Annotated in this window: 13 protein-coding genes; 7 read left to right on the top strand and 6 right to left on the bottom strand. The window is 59.8% G+C overall.

Going from position 1 to position 16,196, the window contains the following annotated elements; all coding sequences use genetic code 11:
- The first annotated feature begins 27 nt into the window (after positions 1-27).
- Entirely contained in the window at positions 28-1,626 is a 1,599-nt protein-coding gene (gshA, locus tag AB5Y47_RS09620) for a glutamate--cysteine ligase (protein ID WP_049636442.1), read from the top strand.
- 118 nt (positions 1,627-1,744) lie between these two features.
- Here gshA and AB5Y47_RS09615 read toward each other — a convergent pair whose 3' ends face one another.
- Together AB5Y47_RS09615 and aspA are read right to left on the bottom strand one after the other, a co-directional pair.
- Positions 1,745-3,064, bottom strand: coding sequence for an anaerobic C4-dicarboxylate transporter (locus AB5Y47_RS09615; protein WP_041210978.1), 1,320 nt, complete (start codon positions 3,062-3,064; stop codon positions 1,745-1,747).
- 130 nt (positions 3,065-3,194) lie between these two features.
- Positions 3,195-4,637: an aspartate ammonia-lyase gene (gene aspA / locus AB5Y47_RS09610; protein ID WP_010673133.1), complete on the bottom strand. Its 1,443-nt coding sequence runs from the start codon at positions 4,635-4,637 to the stop codon at positions 3,195-3,197.
- A gap of 449 nt (positions 4,638-5,086) precedes the next feature.
- On the opposite strand from aspA, the gene AB5Y47_RS09605 reads away from it, so the two are divergent.
- Positions 5,087-5,566 (top strand): FxsA family protein, encoded by a 480-nt coding sequence (locus AB5Y47_RS09605; protein WP_039040009.1) that lies wholly within the window; start codon positions 5,087-5,089, stop codon positions 5,564-5,566.
- 22 nt (positions 5,567-5,588) lie between these two features.
- Here the strand turns inward: AB5Y47_RS09605 and AB5Y47_RS09600 are convergent, their stop codons facing one another.
- Positions 5,589-6,923, bottom strand: coding sequence for an MATE family efflux transporter (locus tag AB5Y47_RS09600; RefSeq protein ID WP_223917995.1), 1,335 nt, complete (start codon positions 6,921-6,923; stop codon positions 5,589-5,591).
- Positions 6,924-7,165: 242 nt separating this feature from the next.
- Here AB5Y47_RS09600 and AB5Y47_RS09595 point away from each other — a divergent pair, with 242 nt between their 5' ends.
- The 5 genes from AB5Y47_RS09595 to AB5Y47_RS09575 all read left to right on the top strand — a co-directional run bounded on the left by AB5Y47_RS09595 (position 7,166) and on the right by AB5Y47_RS09575 (position 11,933).
- Entirely contained in the window at positions 7,166-7,459 is a 294-nt protein-coding gene (locus AB5Y47_RS09595) for a co-chaperone GroES (protein WP_005309514.1), read from the top strand.
- A 43-nt stretch (positions 7,460-7,502) separates the two neighbouring features.
- The gene (gene groL / locus AB5Y47_RS09590; RefSeq protein ID WP_010673136.1) at positions 7,503-9,137 is read left to right on the top strand and encodes a chaperonin GroEL; all 1,635 of its coding nucleotides are present in this window, start codon (positions 7,503-7,505) and stop codon (positions 9,135-9,137) included.
- Between the two features lie 94 nt (positions 9,138-9,231).
- Positions 9,232-9,729: a molybdopterin-binding oxidoreductase gene (locus AB5Y47_RS09585; RefSeq protein ID WP_029313815.1), complete on the top strand. Its 498-nt coding sequence runs from the start codon at positions 9,232-9,234 to the stop codon at positions 9,727-9,729.
- Between the two features lie 25 nt (positions 9,730-9,754).
- On the top strand, positions 9,755-11,686 hold the full coding sequence (locus AB5Y47_RS09580; RefSeq protein WP_029313817.1) for a bifunctional diguanylate cyclase/phosphodiesterase: 1,932 nt from the start codon (positions 9,755-9,757) through the stop codon (positions 11,684-11,686).
- 58 nt (positions 11,687-11,744) lie between these two features.
- Positions 11,745-11,933 carry a hypothetical protein gene (locus tag AB5Y47_RS09575; RefSeq protein WP_010673139.1) on the top strand — a complete coding sequence of 63 codons (189 nt, stop codon included), beginning with the start codon at positions 11,745-11,747 and terminating at the stop codon, positions 11,931-11,933.
- A gap of 64 nt (positions 11,934-11,997) precedes the next feature.
- Here the strand turns inward: AB5Y47_RS09575 and rluA are convergent, their stop codons facing one another.
- The 3 genes from rluA to AB5Y47_RS09560 all read right to left on the bottom strand — a co-directional run bounded on the left by rluA (position 11,998) and on the right by AB5Y47_RS09560 (position 16,047).
- A complete protein-coding gene (gene rluA / locus AB5Y47_RS09570; RefSeq protein WP_045523289.1) occupies positions 11,998-12,654 on the bottom strand; it encodes a bifunctional tRNA pseudouridine(32) synthase/23S rRNA pseudouridine(746) synthase RluA in 657 nt (218 codons plus the stop codon).
- A gap of 222 nt (positions 12,655-12,876) precedes the next feature.
- Positions 12,877-15,744, bottom strand: coding sequence for an RNA polymerase-associated protein RapA (rapA, locus tag AB5Y47_RS09565; RefSeq protein WP_045523292.1), 2,868 nt, complete (start codon positions 15,742-15,744; stop codon positions 12,877-12,879).
- A gap of 48 nt (positions 15,745-15,792) precedes the next feature.
- Entirely contained in the window at positions 15,793-16,047 is a 255-nt protein-coding gene (locus tag AB5Y47_RS09560) for a hypothetical protein (RefSeq protein WP_368220192.1), read from the bottom strand.
- Positions 16,048-16,196: the final 149 nt, after the last annotated feature.

Here is a 16,196-nt window from a genome sequence, read left to right as displayed (position 1 = left end):
TGGGGCGGCCACACATGAGCCGTGAATATGACTACTACTAGCTTGTCGCTCACCGAGTTGCTGGCTGCGCTGGGCACCCCGGAACGGGTGACCGCCCTCAAGGGGATCCGGCGCGGGATCGAGCGCGAATGTCTGCGCATCACCCCCGAAGGGACCCTGGCCCAGACCGATCACCCCAGAAGCCTGGGGTCGGCCCTGACCCATGCCAACATCACCACCGATTACTCCGAGAGCCTGCTGGAGTTTATCACGCCGGCCACCGACTCCATCGAGAGCCTGATCGAGCAGCTCGGCGACATTCACCGCCACACCATTCATCATCTGGGAGAGGAGCGGATCTGGCCCCTCTCCATGCCCTGCTTCGTCGGTGACGAGGAGAGCATCCGCCTGGCCCAGTACGGCAGTTCCAACATCGGACGGATGAAGACCCTCTATCGCCAGGGGCTGAAGAACCGCTACGGCAGCCTGATGCAGGTGATCGCCGGGGTGCACTTCAACTTCTCCATGCCGGACAGCTTCTGGTGCGAGTGGCAGGATCTGGTGGGAGAGGGCTGCTGCAGCCAGCGCTTCATCTCCGACAAGTACATGGGGCTTATTCGCAACGTCTACCGCTTCGGCTGGCTGGTGCCCTATCTGTTCGGCGCGTCTCCTGCCATCTGCGACTCCTTCCTCAAGGGGCGCAAGAGCAGCCTGCCGTTCCAGAAAACCGGCAAGGGCACCCTTTACCTGCCCTATGCCACGGCTCTGCGCCTGTCCGATCTCGGTTACACCAACAGCGCCCAGGCGGGGCTCAAGATCAGTCATGACAGCCTGCCGGCCTATGTGAGCAGTCTGCGCCGAGCCATCAACACCCATGATCCCGACTTCGCCAGGATAGGGGTCAAGGTAAACGGCGAGTACCGCCAGCTCAACGACAACGTGCTGCAGCTGGAGAACGAGCTCTACGCGCCGATCCGCCCCAAGCGTACTCCCCGCAGCGGCGAGAAGCCCTCGGATGCGCTGGAGCAGCGCGGCATCGAATACATCGAGCTGCGCACGGTGGACGTCAATCCCTTTACCCCGTTCGGTATCGAGGTGGATCAGATCCGCTTCTTCGATCTCTTCCTGGTCTGGTGCCTGTTGCGCCCGTCCCCCGTGCTCTCGGATGACGAGGTTGCCCGCAACCGCCGCAACCAGAACAAGGTGGTGCTGGAGGGGCGTCGCCCCGGCCTGACACTTGAAGATGAACAGGGCAATGCCATCGGCCTCAAGGAGTACGGCCTCAAGCTGTTCGACGAGCTGGCCGAGGTCGCAGCGCTGCTGGATCGCTGCTGTGGTCGCAACCGCTATCGCGAGACGCTGGCGATGCACCGTGAGAAGCTGCTCGACCCCGAGCAGACCTACTCCGCCCGCCTGCTCAAGCAGTTGCTTTCAAGCGGCCAGGACAACGGCTGCTTCGGCGATGCGCTGGCGAGCCGCTACCGGGAAGAGATGCTGGCCGGCGATCTGCAGTACTGGGACGAGGCCTATTTTGCTGGCGAGGCACGGGACTCCCTGGCCAAGCAGCGGGAGCGGGAACGCAGTGACAGCCTGTCGTTCGACGACTTCCTGGCTGACTATTTCGGTACCCGCCAGACCACGGCCTGAGGATGCCGCCAAGATGACGAAAGCCGCTCCCGGGAGCGGCTTTTTCATGGGAGCCCGGCGGTGGCCGGGCATAAAAAAACGGCCCGTTCGGGCCGTTTTGCATGGGGTGGTTCATCGGTCAGAGGATGAGACCACCGAAGAAGAAGCCGAGCGCCACTGCCATGGCGATGGTGGCCACACCCGGGATGAAGAAGGGGTGGTTGAACACGGCCTTGCCGATGCGGGTGGAGCCGGTGTCGTCCATCTCGACCGCGGCCAGCAGGGTCGGGTAGGTCGGCAGCACGAACAGGGCGCTCACGGCGGCGAAGGAGGCGATGGCCGCCAGCGGGCTGACACCCAGTGCCAGGGCGGCAGGCATCAGGGCCTTGGTGGTGGCGCCTTGCGAGTAGAGCAGCATGGAGGAGAAGAACAGCACCACGGCCAGCAGCCAGCTGTATTGGCTCAGCAGATCGCCAGCGAACGCCTGGATCTCGACCATGTTGCCCTTCACGAAGACGTTGCCCAGCCAGGCCACGCCCAGCACGCAGATACAGGCGGACATACCGGACTTGAAGGTCGGCATGTTGGTGATCTGGGCCGCGTCCAGTTTGCAGAACAGTACCATCAGGGTGGCGGCGGAGAGCATGATGCCCATGATGGCGCCATCGCGGGGGATCGGCGGGCTGCTGATGAGGCCGACGTTGCCGGAGATGGCGGTGGCATAGGCCATCACGGCCACGATGGAGGCGACGAAGATGCCGACGGAGAGCTTGGCATAAGGCTTGATCTCAACCTGGCTGGTACCGCGCAGCTTGATGAGTCCCTTGGCTTTGCGCTCCAGATAGACTTCGTCCTGATCCAGCGGCTTGCCCAGCAGGTTGGCGATGAAGGCCCCCAACAGACAGGCGATGAAGCTGGACGGGATGCAGATGGCCAGCAGGGTCAGGTAGTCGACGCCAAGCGGCTCCAGCATGCCGGAGAAAGCGACCACGGCCGCCGAGATGGGGGAGGCGGTGATGGCAATCTGGGAGGCAACGACCGCGATGGAGAGCGGACGAGAGGGGCGAATGCCCTGCTCTTTGGCCACTTCGGCGATCACCGGCAGGGTGGAGAAGGCGGTGTGACCGGTCCCGGCCAGCATGGTCATCAGGTAGGTGACGACCGGCGCGGCGAAGGTGATGTGCTTGGGATTCTTGCGCAGGGCTTTTTCGGCCAGGTGCACCAGATAATCCATCCCGCCGGCCAGCTGCATACAGGCGATGGCGCAGATGACGGACGCGATGATCATGATCACGTCCCACGGGAGATAGGTCACCAGCTGATCGCTCGGGATGGGCATGCCCAGCCCCCAGGTCAGCACCAGTACCCCCAGACCACCGGCAAAGCCGATACCTATGCTGCCTATCCGGGCCCCCAGATAGATAGCGGCGAGCACGACAAGTAACTCGATTCCAATCATAGCGAACACTCCATTTTCCAGTTTTTTTAGGTTTTATTAGGCTGAAAAGCCAATTCCCGATGGGGCTGTGGGGAGACCGCTCGGGAATTGACTTTAAATGGGCCGGGATAACCCCGGCCCATCTGCTCGCTTATACGGTGGCTTCGCGGGTGTAACGCTTGGCTTTGTATTGCGGGTTCATCAGGTTCTCGATGGAGAGGATCTCGTCCAGCTGTTCGGCGGTCAGCAGGCCGCGTTCCAGCACGACTTCGCGGACGTTCTTGCCGGTCTGGGCACAGATCTTGCCGACGATGTCGCCTTCATGGTGACCGATGAAGGGGTTCAGGTAGGTCACGATGCCGATGGAGTTCAGCACGTGGTTCATGCAGATGTCCGGGTTGGCGGTGATGCCTTCCACGCACTTCTCGCGCAGGGAGATGCAGGCTTTTTCCATCAGGCTCAGGGATTCGAACATGGCCTGACCAATCACCGGCTCCATGACGTTCAGCTGCAGCTGACCGGCCTCGGCGGCGAAGGTGATGGTGACGTCGTTGCCGAATACCTTGAAGCAGGACTGGTTGACCACTTCCGGAATGACCGGGTTGACCTTGGCCGGCATGATGGAGGAGCCAGCCTGCATTTCCGGCAGGTTGATCTCTTTGAGCGCGGTGCGCGGGCCGGAGGAGAGCAGACGCAGGTCATTACAGATCTTGGAGAGCTTCATGGCCAGGCGCTTGACCGCACCGTGCAGCATCACATAGGCGCCACAGTCGGAGGTCGCTTCGATGAGGTCCTCTGCCGGTACGTAGGCACGACCGGTGATCTCGGCCAGACGCTTGATGGCAAGACCGGAGTACTCGGGCGGGGTGTTCAGACCGGTACCGATGGCGGTGGCGCCCAGGTTCACTTCCAGCAGCAGCTCCTGGCAACGCTTGATGGATTTGATCTCTTCACGCAGGGTGACGGCGAAGGCGTGGAACTCCTGACCCAGGGTCATGGGCACGGCGTCCTGCAACTGGGTACGGCCCATTTTCAGGATATGTTTGAATTCCTTGGCTTTGACATCGAAGGCGGCGATGAGGGCTTCCAGAGCGTGCAGGGTGGTGTCGGTGCTGTTGACCACGGCCACGCGGAAACCGGTGGGGTAGGCATCGTTGGTGGACTGGCACTTGTTGACGTGATCGTTGGGGTTGATGACGTCGTAGCGACCCTTTTCAAGTCCCATCAGCTCGAGGGCGATGTTGGCCAGCACTTCGTTGGTGTTCATGTTGACGGAGGTACCGGCGCCGCCCTGATAGACATCGACCGGGAACTGATCGAAGCACTTGCCGGTGTTCAGCATCAGGTCGCAGGCTTCGACAATCTTGTCTGCGATCTCGGGACGGATGGTGCCCAGCTCACCGTTGGCCAGTGCAGCCGCCTTCTTGGTCAGGACCATGCCACGAACAAACTCGGGAACGTCAGAAATCTTCTGAGTGCTGATCTTGAAGTTCTCAACAGCGCGCAGGGTGTGCACGCCGTAGTAGAGGTCGTTGGAAACTTCTTTGGTGCCCAGCAGGTCTTCTTCAATGCGGACGTTCTTGATGTCGCTCATTGTTATGCCTCAGAAATCAAATAAATGGAAACGATCCTCACCGAGTGGTCGCGATTTCCCTACGCACATTTCATCCTGAAGCACCACACATCGGGTGGGGCAGTTGGGAGCCAGTTGCTCCCTGTGCAATGACTGGTGTTGATGTTACCCCAATTGAGGTATCCGGTATTAGACCTGGATCACTAAATTTGAGGCAACCTCAAATTTCTTGTGGTCATTAAACAGATATTGCAATCGGGCGATTAACTTTGACAGAACAACCACCTCAATCCCAGTTGGGCGGACAAATATTTATCCGTATTCCGGGGCCTGCGGCAGGAGAGGCTTGAAAAATGATCAACCAGCCCCATTTTAATGTCAGAAGACCTGAACCCGGCGCGTCAGCATCAGCGATGTGCGGCTGCCGGCCGGACACCCCGGGTCCATTCATTCATCGCTCCGAGGTTGCTATGGGCAAGTTGTTACTGTTGTTGGTCGGGCTGGTATTGCTGGAGCTCACCGTCATGATCAAGGTGGGCTCCGTGATCGGGGCCTTGCCGACCGTTGGCTTGCTGGTGCTGACCGCCGTGCTGGGATCGTCGCTGGTGCGCAGCGAGGGGATCAAGACTCTGCTCACTGCCCAGCAGAAGATGCAGCTGGGGGAGATGCCCGGCCGCGAGGTGATGGGTGGCATGATGCTGGCGCTGGCGGGCTTGTTGCTGATTATCCCGGGATTTGTGAGCGATATTGTCGGCATCCTGCTGCTGCAGCCCTGGCTGCGCAACATGCTGGCCGACAAGCTGATTGGCAGCAATCAGTTCAGGATGCAGATGGGGGGCTTCCAGGCTCGCCAGCAGCCGTTCGAGCCGGGTCCCGGCGATGACAGGCCCGGACAATCCCCGCGAGGGGGTGGCAACACCATCGAAGGGGAGTTCGAACGCAAAGAGTAATCACGAGCCTCGGGCTGTGCCGTCAGGATCTCCCCTGATGGCACAGCCGCTCGAATCTGTGGCGGGCATACCCCCATGCCAGCAATCCGGCGGCCAGGTTCGCCAGCAGCATCCCCAGATAAATCCCCTGTTCTCCCCCCAGTTTTGCCCCCAGCCAGGACCCTGGCAGCAAGAAGACAAACAGTCTGATGCCGTTTATCAGCAGTGACACCGCCGAGGCCCTGACGCCGTTGAGGGCCGAGGCCAGCAGCATCACCATGCCCTGAAAGCCGTAGCCAATGGGGACCAGATGCAGATAGAGCACGATGAGTCGCACCACTTGCGGATGATCGCTGAACAGATCGGCGATGAAGGGGGCGAGAAGCCAGGTCAGCACGTAGACCCCAAGCTGGAACAGCAGGGCGAAGCGCATGCAGAGCAGCAGGGCGGCCTTGGCTCGGGCCGGATTCCCGGCGCCGCAGTTCTGCGAGATGAAGGGGGCCAGCACGGAAGAGAGCGCCATCATCACGATGAGCAGCAAGGCCTCGACCCGGGATGCCGCGCCGTAGGCGGCGACCACCTCGGTTCCGAGCCCGGCGAAAATGATCATCAACACGGCGTTGGCCAGTGGGTTGAGCATGTTGGTAAACGATGCGGGCACCGCCACATGGAGCAGGGCGCGCCAATGGGCCAGCAGCTGAGGGCGGGGAGAGAGGCGCCTGGTCAGCAGCGTCTCCCGCTTGCGCAGCAGATGGAGGCTGACCAGCATGGCCATCAACCAGGAGAGGGAAGTGGCGATGGCGGCTCCCCGAATGCCCCACTCGGGGAAGGGGCCCGGCCCGAAGATGAGCAGAGGATCCAGCACGCCGTTGACCAGACCGGCGACCCCCATCACCAGACTGGGGGTCTTGGTATCCCCCGTCGTCCGGATAGCCGCATTGCCGACCATGGGCACGACCAGCATGGGGACGGTCAGATACCAGATGAGCATGTAGTCGTGGATGAGGGAGATGAGCTCGGGGCTGGCCCCCAGCAGGGTGAACAGAGGGGTAATGGTCATTGCCCCCAGTCCGGCAAGCAGACTCACCAGGATGACGGCGAGGAACAGGCAGTCTGTGGTGATGCGGGCAGCCTCGTCATGGCGACCCTGCCCCAGGGCATGACCGAGCAGGGCGCACAGGCCCGCTCCCAGCCCCATGGTCAGGGAGGTGACGACAAAGGTGACCGGGAAGGTGAAGCTGATGGCGGCCAGCGCCTGGGTACCCAGCATGCCGATGAAGAAGGTATCGACCAGGTTGAAGGCCAGGATAGCGATGATGCCCAGGATCATGGGGCCCGTCATGCGCAGCAGCATGGGCGTCATGGGGGCGGTCAGCATGGGGTTGGGTCGGCTCAAGGCAGAGTCTCTAGGTGCTTTGGGCCTGAATGCTGGCCGTCTCCATCCGCCTTCCTGATTGGGGATGGGTGATCCATCGAAGGTATTCATAGTACGTGAAAATATTTTTTTTGTATTTGCCCTTGAAGGGCTAGCCCTGTTGCCCCAGATCAGGGGCATGACAAATTTGGCCGATTGCGGCCATTCCTCAAGCAACACAGAGACTCATTTTGGGAGAGTTATCGATGAAAATTCGTCCACTGCACGACCGCGTCATCATCAAGCGCATCGAAGCTGAAGCCAAATCCGCTGGCGGCATCGTCTTGACTGGCACTGCGGCCCAGAAGTCCACCCGTGGTGAAGTTCTTGCCGTGGGGACTGGTCGAATTCTGGACAATGGGGATGTCAAAGCACTGGCCGTCAAGGTGGGTGACAAGGTGATCTTCAACGAAGGCTACGGCGTGAAGACCGAAAAGCTGGATGGCCAGGACGTACTGATCCTGTCCGAGACCGACATCCTGGCGATTGTCGAAGAGTAATCACCCTCCCTCTTTTCCCGAATTGATTTAAGGATTGAAGAACATGGCAGCTAAAGAAGTTAAGTTTGGCAACGAAGCTCGCATCAAAATGCTGGAAGGCGTCAACATCCTGGCCGATGCCGTCAAGGTGACCCTGGGCCCGAAAGGCCGCAACGTGGTGCTGGACAAGTCCTTCGGCGCCCCGACCATCACCAAGGATGGCGTCTCCGTTGCCCGTGAAATCGAACTGGAAGACAAGTTCCAGAACATGGGTGCCCAGATGGTCAAGGAAGTCGCCTCCAAGGCCAATGACGCCGCCGGTGACGGTACCACCACTGCCACCGTACTGGCTCAAGCCATCGTCAATGAAGGCCTGAAGGCCGTTGCCGCCGGCATGAATCCCATGGATCTGAAGCGTGGTATCGACAAGGCCGTTGTGGCTGCCGTTGCCGAGCTGCAAGCTCTGTCCACCCCTTGTGCCGACAACAATGCCATCGCCCAGGTAGGCACCATCTCCGCCAACTCCGACGAGAAGGTCGGCAAGCTGATTGCCGAAGCCATGGACAAGGTCGGTCGTGACGGCGTCATCACCGTGGAAGACGGTCAGGGCCTGGACGACGAGCTGGCTGTGGTAGAAGGCATGCAGTTCGACCGCGGCTACCTCTCCCCTTACTTCGTGAACAAGCCGGAAACCGGCTCCGTCGAACTGGATGACCCCTTCATCCTGCTGGTGGACAAGAAAGTCTCCAACATCCGCGAAATGCTGCCGGTGCTGGAAGGTGTGGCCAAGGCGGGCAAACCGCTGATCATCGTGGCCGAAGACGTGGAAGGCGAAGCACTGGCGACCCTGGTGGTCAACACCATGCGTGGCATCGTGAAAGTGGCCGCCGTCAAGGCGCCGGGCTTCGGTGATCGCCGCAAGGCCATGCTGCAGGATATCGCCATCCTGACCGGTGGTACCGTGATCTCCGAAGAAGTGGGCATGGAGCTGGAAAAAGCGACCCTGGAAGATCTGGGCCGTGCCAAGCGCATCGTCATCACCAAAGAGAACACCACCATCATCGATGGCGTGGGTGATGCTGCCCTGATCGAAAGCCGCGTGGCCCAGATCCGTCAGCAGATCGAAGAGACCTCTTCCGATTACGACCGTGAGAAGCTGCAAGAGCGCGTGGCCAAGCTGGCCGGCGGTGTTGCCGTGATCAAGGTGGGGGCTGCCACTGAAGTTGAAATGAAAGAGAAGAAAGCCCGTGTTGACGATGCCCTGCACGCCACTCGCGCAGCCGTGGAAGAAGGCGTGGTTGCCGGTGGTGGTGTAGCGCTGGTGCGCGTTGCTGCCAAGCTGGCCTCCCTGCGTGGTGACAACGAAGACCAGAACGTCGGCATCAAGGTTGCCCTGCGCGCCATGGAAGCCCCGCTGCGTCAAATCGTCATCAACGCCGGCGAAGAAGCCTCCGTTATCGCCAATGCCGTGAAGAACGGTGAAGGCAACTACGGTTACAACGCCTACACCGAACAGTACGGCGACATGCTGGCCATGGGTATCCTGGATCCGACCAAGGTAACCCGTTCTGCCCTGCAGTTCGCCTCGTCCGTCGCTGGCCTGATGATCACCACAGAGTGCATGATCTCCGAGCTGCCGAAGAAAGATGCACCTGCCATGCCTGATATGGGTGGCATGGGCGGTATGGGTATGATGTAATCCCGTCAAGTCATCAAACGGCTCGCTTTTGCGGGCCGTTTTTTTTAGTGCTACTAAGCTGAAGTTGTTGATAGTGAAATGATCTGAGGTGAACATGCGATACTTAGGGCTTCTCCCGTTACTCCTTTCCCTGGCCTTGCCGGGCATGGCGCAGGCGACACCACAGGGGCCGGTCATTCTCAAGGTGACGGGGAATCTGGACCCTGCCGATCCGGCAGATGGAGAGGTGCTGTTCGATATGGCCATGATCCAGGCGCTGCCGCAGCATGAGGTGGTGACGAGCAATCCCTGGGTGGACAAACCGCACAAATACGTGGGGCCGAAACTGGCGGACGTGCTGACTGAGGTGAAGGCCAACGGCAAGAGCATCACGCTCACCGCCCTGAACAGTTTCCAGATCCGGATCAACTGGGATAAGGTCAAGCAATACGATCCTATCCTGGCCTGGCAGGATGACGGGATGACCATGCGGGTACGTGACAAGGGGCCGCTCTGGTTTATCCTGCCACTGGATCAGCATCCCGAACTCAGGCGTTCCGAGTTCACCGACATGATGATCTGGCAACTGAGTGCGATCGACATTCAGCAGTAAAAACGGTGGTTTACGGGAGTACTGGGTGAAAGCGAAGACCAGGGCCTGGCCCTTACTCGGCGTTCTTTATCTATCCATTCTGTTGTTCACGGGTAGCACCCTCTATTGCCTGGTGCAGATACAAAATGCGACCCGGGTGATGGAGAAGTACACCTATGACGTCTCCTGGGCATTGATGCAGTTGCAGCTCGAGCTGGGCCGCTTTCTCAATGCCGTCGAGATTTACCACTATGGCGGCATAGACCAGGAAGCCCTGCTGCTCCGCTATGACATTCTCTGGAGTCGTACCCCCATCCTCCTGAGCGGCCAATTGAGAAAAAGCCTCGCGGACAATCCAAAGACGCTGCGGCTGGTGAAACTGACCGAAAGCAGTATCCGCAAGCTGGAGCCTGATTTGGTCAGGCTCAAACCGGGGACGCCGGATTACCAGCAAGTCATGATGACACTGGCGCCCTTGCAGGAACCCCTCTCTTACTCTCTTGCTTCCGTCATGCAGAACAACATCAACGTCTATACGGGCAACGACGCGCGTTTTGGCCAGTTGCGCAATGCCCTGCTGTTCATGGTGTCGGGGCTGGTGGTGTCCGTCATTCTGCTCAGCGGCCTGCTGGTGCGAGAAGCCAGGCGCCATTTCAGGACCGCTAGGATCGATCCTCTCACCGGGCTCGCCAACCGGCTGGCGCTGCTGGAAAAGATGGATGCCTATGTCACCCGTGACACCTCCTTCGGACTGGTGCTGGTCGACATCAACGACTTTCGCGATATCAACAGCAAGTTTGGCTACAACACAGGGGACCTTCTGCTGCAAGAGGTGGCAAAGCGGCTGCGCGCCCTGTGCGAAAACGGGGAGTGGGTGGCGCGTTTGGGGGGAGATCAGCTTGCCATGCTGCAACGGGAGGGGAGCGATCTTCGCCAGGTCAGGGAGCTCGTGGCTAGAGTACTCCACTCCATCAAGCAAGACATCATCATCGACAACTACCCTTTCCGGCTTGAGGTCGGTATTGGTATCGCCTTCTTCCCGACCGACAGCAACCAGACCCAGGAGTTGCTCAGCCGGGCGGAGCAGGCCCTTTCTCACAGCCGCAAGACCCATGTTCCCTATGTCATCTATGACAGTTCCCTGCTCAACGAGACGGCCAGGCGCAAGCATCTTGCTTCCGACATGGTGATGGCGCTGGAGCACAATGCGCTCGAGCTCTATTACCAGCCCATCGTCAATCTGGAAAGTGGCCGCTGTGAAGCCGTGGAGGCGCTGCTGCGCTGGCGCCATCCCGAACTTGGCTTTATCCCGCCCAACGAGGTGATCCAGGTGGCGGAAGAGTTTCAGCTGGCAGAGAAACTGGGTGGTTGGGTATTGAATACCGCATGTGAGCAACTGCATCAGTGGCAGCACCTGGGTTTGGTGGACTTGCAGATGTGCGTGAACATCTCCCCGGGCATGTACCAGCGCAACCTGTTGAAGCTGGTGGCCAGAGCGCTGATGGAGCACCATATCCCTGCGTCCAGCCTGGTGCTGGAGGTGACGGAAGACACCACCATGCGCGAGGTCAAGAACTCGCTGCAGTTGATGCAGGATCTCAGCCAGCAGGGGGTACATCTGGCCCTTGACGACTTCGGCACCGGCTACTCCTCCCTCAGCTATCTGCAGAAGCTGCCGGTGAGCAAGGTGAAGATAGACAGGTCCTTCATCCAGGGTATCGACACCTCCATTGAGGCGGCCGAACTGGTCGCCAACATCTGCCGTATGGGCTCCATGCTTGGCAAGAAACTGGTATGTGAAGGGATCGAGACCCAGGGGCAGCTCGATGTGCTGCGCTCATTGACCGACATACATCTGTATGGGCAGGGATATCTGTTCAGTCGCCCGGAGCATGCTGAAAAGGCCTATCAGACATTGCTGGAGATGGAAGAGCGCTGGTTGGCCCGGCGCTCGCCGGACAAGGCATATCTGCGTTGAACGATATGGCTCATGTCTCACCGGTCCCGGCCGATAGTCTCTTGGCAGGAGGTACACAATGGATATTTCTAGTTCTGCAAATGCGTCGTTCGGTTCTGCACTGATGGTGGCCAGCCTGGCCAAAAAGCAGCAGACCCAGGAAGGCGAATCCGCACTGAAACTGCTGGAAACAGCAGCGCAATCCGCTCCGGCAGCGCCGACATCGGCCAGCGCTTCCCTCGGAAGCAAGATCGATATCCGCGTCTGAGCGATAAAAAAGCCCCCATCTCTCGATGGGGGCTTTCTTTTTATTTGGTTGTTACCTGTCAGGCTCAGACCGGGAAAGGGGCCGGTGCCTCGAAGGTCATCCGCTCGCCGCTGCGGGGGTGGCTGATGGTCAGGCTGGCAGCATGAAGATAAAGGTGCGGTGCAGCCGCCAGCGCATCCGGGTTGGCGTAGAGGTTGTCGCCGAGGATGGGGTGACCCAGCTCCAGCATGTGTACCCGCAACTGATGGGAGCGACCGGTAATCGGGGTCAGCTTGATCAGGCTGTTGCCGTTCTCCACCTTCAGTTTTTGCCACAGGGTCAGGGCATGACGCCCCTCCTCAAAATCCACCTTCTGCTTCGGCCGGTTGGGCCAGTCGACGCAGAGCGGCAGATCCACTTCACCCGCATCCAGCGCCGGTGCACCCCACACCCAGGCGAGGTAGTGCTTCTCGGTCTCCCGCTCTCGGAATTGCCGGCTCAGCTCCCGGTGGGAGTTGGGGGTGAGCGGGATCACCAGCACGCCGGTGGTCGCCATGTCGAGGCGATGGGCAGCCGCCGCTTTGGGGTGCTGCTGCTTGACCCGATGGAGCACGCTGTCTTCATTATCGGGGCCGCGCCCGGGGACGCTCAGCAGGCCAGTGGGCTTGTTGACCACCATGATGTCCTTGTCCTTGAACAGGATATCGAGCCAGGGTTCCAGGGGCGGGGAGTATACAAACATAGCGTCTCGCATCTTGGGTCAAAGCGGGGGCAAGCCCCCATCAGTTATGGGTAACCACGATAAGAAGTGCATGGCATCCAGCTTGAGCTGGGTCTGGTCGTTATCAACCAGATGATGCCTGCACCGTTTTGTCAGTTATGGGGAACCACGATAAGAAGTGCATGGCATCCAGCCTGAGTTGGGTCTGGTCGTTAGCAACCAGATGATGCCTGCACCGTTTTATCAGTTATGGGTAACCACAATAAAGCGGATGGCATCCAGCTTGAGTTGGGTCTGATCGATCAGGTGGTGCAATTCTGCCTGCAAATTGCGCAGATAATCCAGCTCGCTGTCGCGCACGTTCGGGTTGACCGCCTTGAGCGCTTCCAGCCTGTCCAGATCCTGCTGCAGGGTCTGCGCCATCTGGGCGCGGGCCTTGTCGACAATCCCGGCCTTCAGCTCTTCGGCAATGGCCTGGCCCTTGCCAATCAGACCATGGATTACCGGCTGGGACGCAGTCACCAGCTTGCTGCCGAGGTGGCGGTTGACCGGCGTCAGCTGGCGGTTGAAGGCATCGAATGTCACTTTCTCACCCAGATTCTGGCCGTTCTTGTCCATCAGCAGGCGGATCGGCGTCGGCGGCATGAAGCGGTAGAGCTGTGGATGAGCCGCGGACTCGGCAACGAAGATCAGCTCAAGCAGGATGGAGCCGACCGGCAGCGCCTTGTTCTTGAGCAGTGCGACCGAGGTGGCACCGATCTCGGAACCCAGGATCAGGTCGATACCGCCGCGCATCATGGGGTGATCCCAGGAGAGCAGCGCCATGTCATCCCGCGACAGGGCGGTGTTGCGATCGAAGGTGATGGTCATGCCGTCTTGCGGCAGGCCCGGGAAGCTCGGCACCAGCATGTGATCCCCGGGAGTCAGCACCAGCGCATTTTCACCACGATCATCCTGGTTGACGCCGATCTCGTCGAACATCTTGAGGGCGAAGGAGATCATGCCGGTGTCGTCATCTTCGGCGGCGAGCTTGTCGACCAGCTGCTGGGCGGCGGTGCCACCGCTGGAGTGGATTTCCAGCAGACGATCGCGCCCCTGTTCCAGCCGGGCCTTGAGCGGCTCGTGCAGTTCGCGGGTCTTGACCAGCAGGGCGTCGAGGGGGCCCTGCTCGTCGGTGTTGGCGGCCAGCAGCTCGAACAGCTCGTCACGTACTGCTTCGAACACCGGGCGGGCCGTCGGGCAGGTCTGCTCGAATGCATCCAGACCATCGTGATACCAGAGCTGCAGGGCTCGCTGGGCAGTCCCTTCCAGATAGGGGACGTGGATCTCGACGGTATTCTGCTGACCGATACGGTCCAGTCGGCCGATACGCTGTTCCAGCAAATCCGGGTTGAGGGGCAGATCGAACAGCACCAGATGGCTGGCAAACTGGAAGTTGCGACCTTCTGAGCCGATCTCGGAGCAGAGCAGCACCTGAGCGCCCCCCTCAGCTTGAGCGAAATAGGCGGAGGCCTTGTCCCGCTCGAGGATCGACATCCCTTCGTGGAACACGGCGCCACGGATCCCTTCACGGGTGCGCAGTGCCTCCTCCAGCGCGATGGCGGTGGCTGCTTCGGAGCAGATCACCAGCACCTTCTGCTGACGGGCTGAGAGCAGCAGTTCAAGCAACCATTCGACGCGCGGGTCGAACTGGGTCCAGGTAGCGTTGTCGCCTTCGAACTGCTGGAAGATCTTCTCGGGATAGAGGTAGCGCAGGGCGCGGGTCTGCAGATCGCCGCCATTGCCACCCATCATACCCATCACCTTGATGGCGGTCTTGTACTGCTCCGGCAGCGGCATGGGGTAGACGTTGAGGTGGCGCTCCGGGAAGCCCTGAATATTGGCGCGGCTGTTACGGAACAGCACCCGGCCGGTGCCATGCTGATCCAGCAGCTTGGCGACCGCTTGCTGACGGGCAGTCGCATCGCTCAAGTCCAGCCCTTCCAGCTGGCTGGCGAGGATTTGTTTGGCTTCATTGCTCAGGATCTCGCCATCCAGCAGCTCCTGGGCTGCGCTCGCGACCTGACCGTAGGCCTGCTCCTCGGCGAGGAAGGCCTCGTAGTCGTAGAAACGCTCGGGGTCGAGCAGGCGTAGACGGGCAAAGTGGCTCTGGTGGCCCAGCTGATCAGGGGTGGCGGTCAGCAGCAGTACACCTGGTACCTGTTCGGCCAGCGCTTCCACCATTTCATAGGCACGGCTCGGCGCCTCTTCACTCCACTCCAGATGGTGCGCTTCGTCGACGACCAGCAGATCCCACTCGGCTTCCAGCACCTGTTCGAAGCGACGACGCTTCTTGCGCAGGAAGTCGAGGCTGCAGATCACCAGCTGTTCGGTCTCGAAGGGGTTCTCTGCATCGGCGAACGCCTCGATGCAGCGCTCCTCGTCAAACAGGGAGAAGTGCAGGTTGAAACGGCGCAGCATCTCGACCAGCCACTGGTGCTGGAGTGTTTCGGGCAGCAGGATCAGCACCCGATGGGCGCGGCCGGAGAGCAGTTGCTGGTGAATGATCATGCCTGCTTCGATGGTCTTGCCCAGACCCACCTCGTCCGCCAGCAATACGCGCGGGGCGTAGCGGTGACCCACTTCATGGGCGATGTAGAGCTGGTGCGGGATCAGACTGACTTTCCCGCCAGCCAGACCGCGAGTCGGGTTGCGGCGACGCTGGTGCTGGTTGACCAGCGCCTCGTAACGAAGGGTAAAGCGGGACATCCGGTCGATCTGGCCGGCGAACAGGCGATCCTGCGGCTTGTTGAACTTGATGAAGTTGTTGAGAAACACTTCCTTGAGGGTAACCGGCTCACCATTGTCGGTGCGAACACCTACATATATAAGCAGGCCATCTTTCTCCTGCACTTCATCGACCGTCATGGTCCAGTCTTCGTGGCTGGCTATCTGATCGCCCACATTGAAGCTGACCCGGGTCACCGGCGCCTCTTCTTTGGCATACATGCGGTTTTCACCGGTAGCCGGAAACAACAGGGTAACCATGCGTCCTTCAACAGCAACGACAGTCCCCAACCCCAGATCCGTCTCTGTATCACTAATCCAACGCTGGCCAAGTGCAAAAGGCATTAAACTCTCCAAAGCCCAAGAGTGTGAGAATCGCAAAGGGGCGCTATGTTACCCGAAGGCGGAAAGCCGATCATCATGGTTGTGCAGCAGGGGAAAGCCAAATTGATACAAGCTTGATCTGCCAACCTGCCAGCCTAATACAGCATCCGGAATACCAATCTGCAGATCCTTTTCGTGCATTAATACATCACCACGGTTGCTTTGTGAGCGGTTGAACGATGGAAGCCATCTTTTTGCAATTATCTCCTTGCCAGAACGAGTTAGCTCCCTATAATGCGCCTCCATCGACAGGGCAAGCGGCAACGCAAACAAGCCTGTCGGTGCCTCGAAAAAGCCTCGTCAAATAAGGCTTGACAAGAGAAGGCGGTTGAGTAGAATGCCACTCCCGCAGCAGCCAAAAGCTGCGTCGCTCTTTAACAATTTGAATCAAGCAATCTGTGTGGGCACTCACA

Origin of the sequence: Aeromonas sp. R7-2 (assembly GCF_040908105.1) — a bacterium.
Lineage (GTDB): Bacteria > Pseudomonadota > Gammaproteobacteria > Enterobacterales > Aeromonadaceae > Aeromonas > Aeromonas caviae.
The sequence above is the reverse complement of the archived record's forward strand: the minus strand, read 5'-3'. Positions and strand labels throughout refer to the sequence as shown.

Excerpts from the sequence above, each read along its gene's own strand:
- AB5Y47_RS09585 (WP_029313815.1), top strand. The coding sequence starts at position 9,232 with ATGCGATACTTAGGGCTTCTCCCGTTACTCCTTTCCCTGGCCTTGCCG.
- AB5Y47_RS09600 (WP_223917995.1), bottom strand. The coding sequence starts at position 6,923 with ATGCTGACCGCCCCCATGACGCCCATGCTGCTGCGCATGACGGGCCCC.
- rluA (WP_045523289.1), bottom strand. The coding sequence starts at position 12,654 with ATGTTTGTATACTCCCCGCCCCTGGAACCCTGGCTCGATATCCTGTTC.
- AB5Y47_RS09595 (WP_005309514.1), top strand. The coding sequence starts at position 7,166 with ATGAAAATTCGTCCACTGCACGACCGCGTCATCATCAAGCGCATCGAA.
- groL (WP_010673136.1), top strand. The coding sequence starts at position 7,503 with ATGGCAGCTAAAGAAGTTAAGTTTGGCAACGAAGCTCGCATCAAAATG.
- gshA (WP_049636442.1), top strand. The coding sequence starts at position 28 with ATGACTACTACTAGCTTGTCGCTCACCGAGTTGCTGGCTGCGCTGGGC.
- rapA (WP_045523292.1), bottom strand. The coding sequence starts at position 15,744 with ATGCCTTTTGCACTTGGCCAGCGTTGGATTAGTGATACAGAGACGGAT.
- AB5Y47_RS09605 (WP_039040009.1), top strand. The coding sequence starts at position 5,087 with ATGGGCAAGTTGTTACTGTTGTTGGTCGGGCTGGTATTGCTGGAGCTC.
- AB5Y47_RS09575 (WP_010673139.1), top strand. The coding sequence starts at position 11,745 with ATGGATATTTCTAGTTCTGCAAATGCGTCGTTCGGTTCTGCACTGATG.
- AB5Y47_RS09615 (WP_041210978.1), bottom strand. The coding sequence starts at position 3,064 with ATGATTGGAATCGAGTTACTTGTCGTGCTCGCCGCTATCTATCTGGGG.
- aspA (WP_010673133.1), bottom strand. The coding sequence starts at position 4,637 with ATGAGCGACATCAAGAACGTCCGCATTGAAGAAGACCTGCTGGGCACC.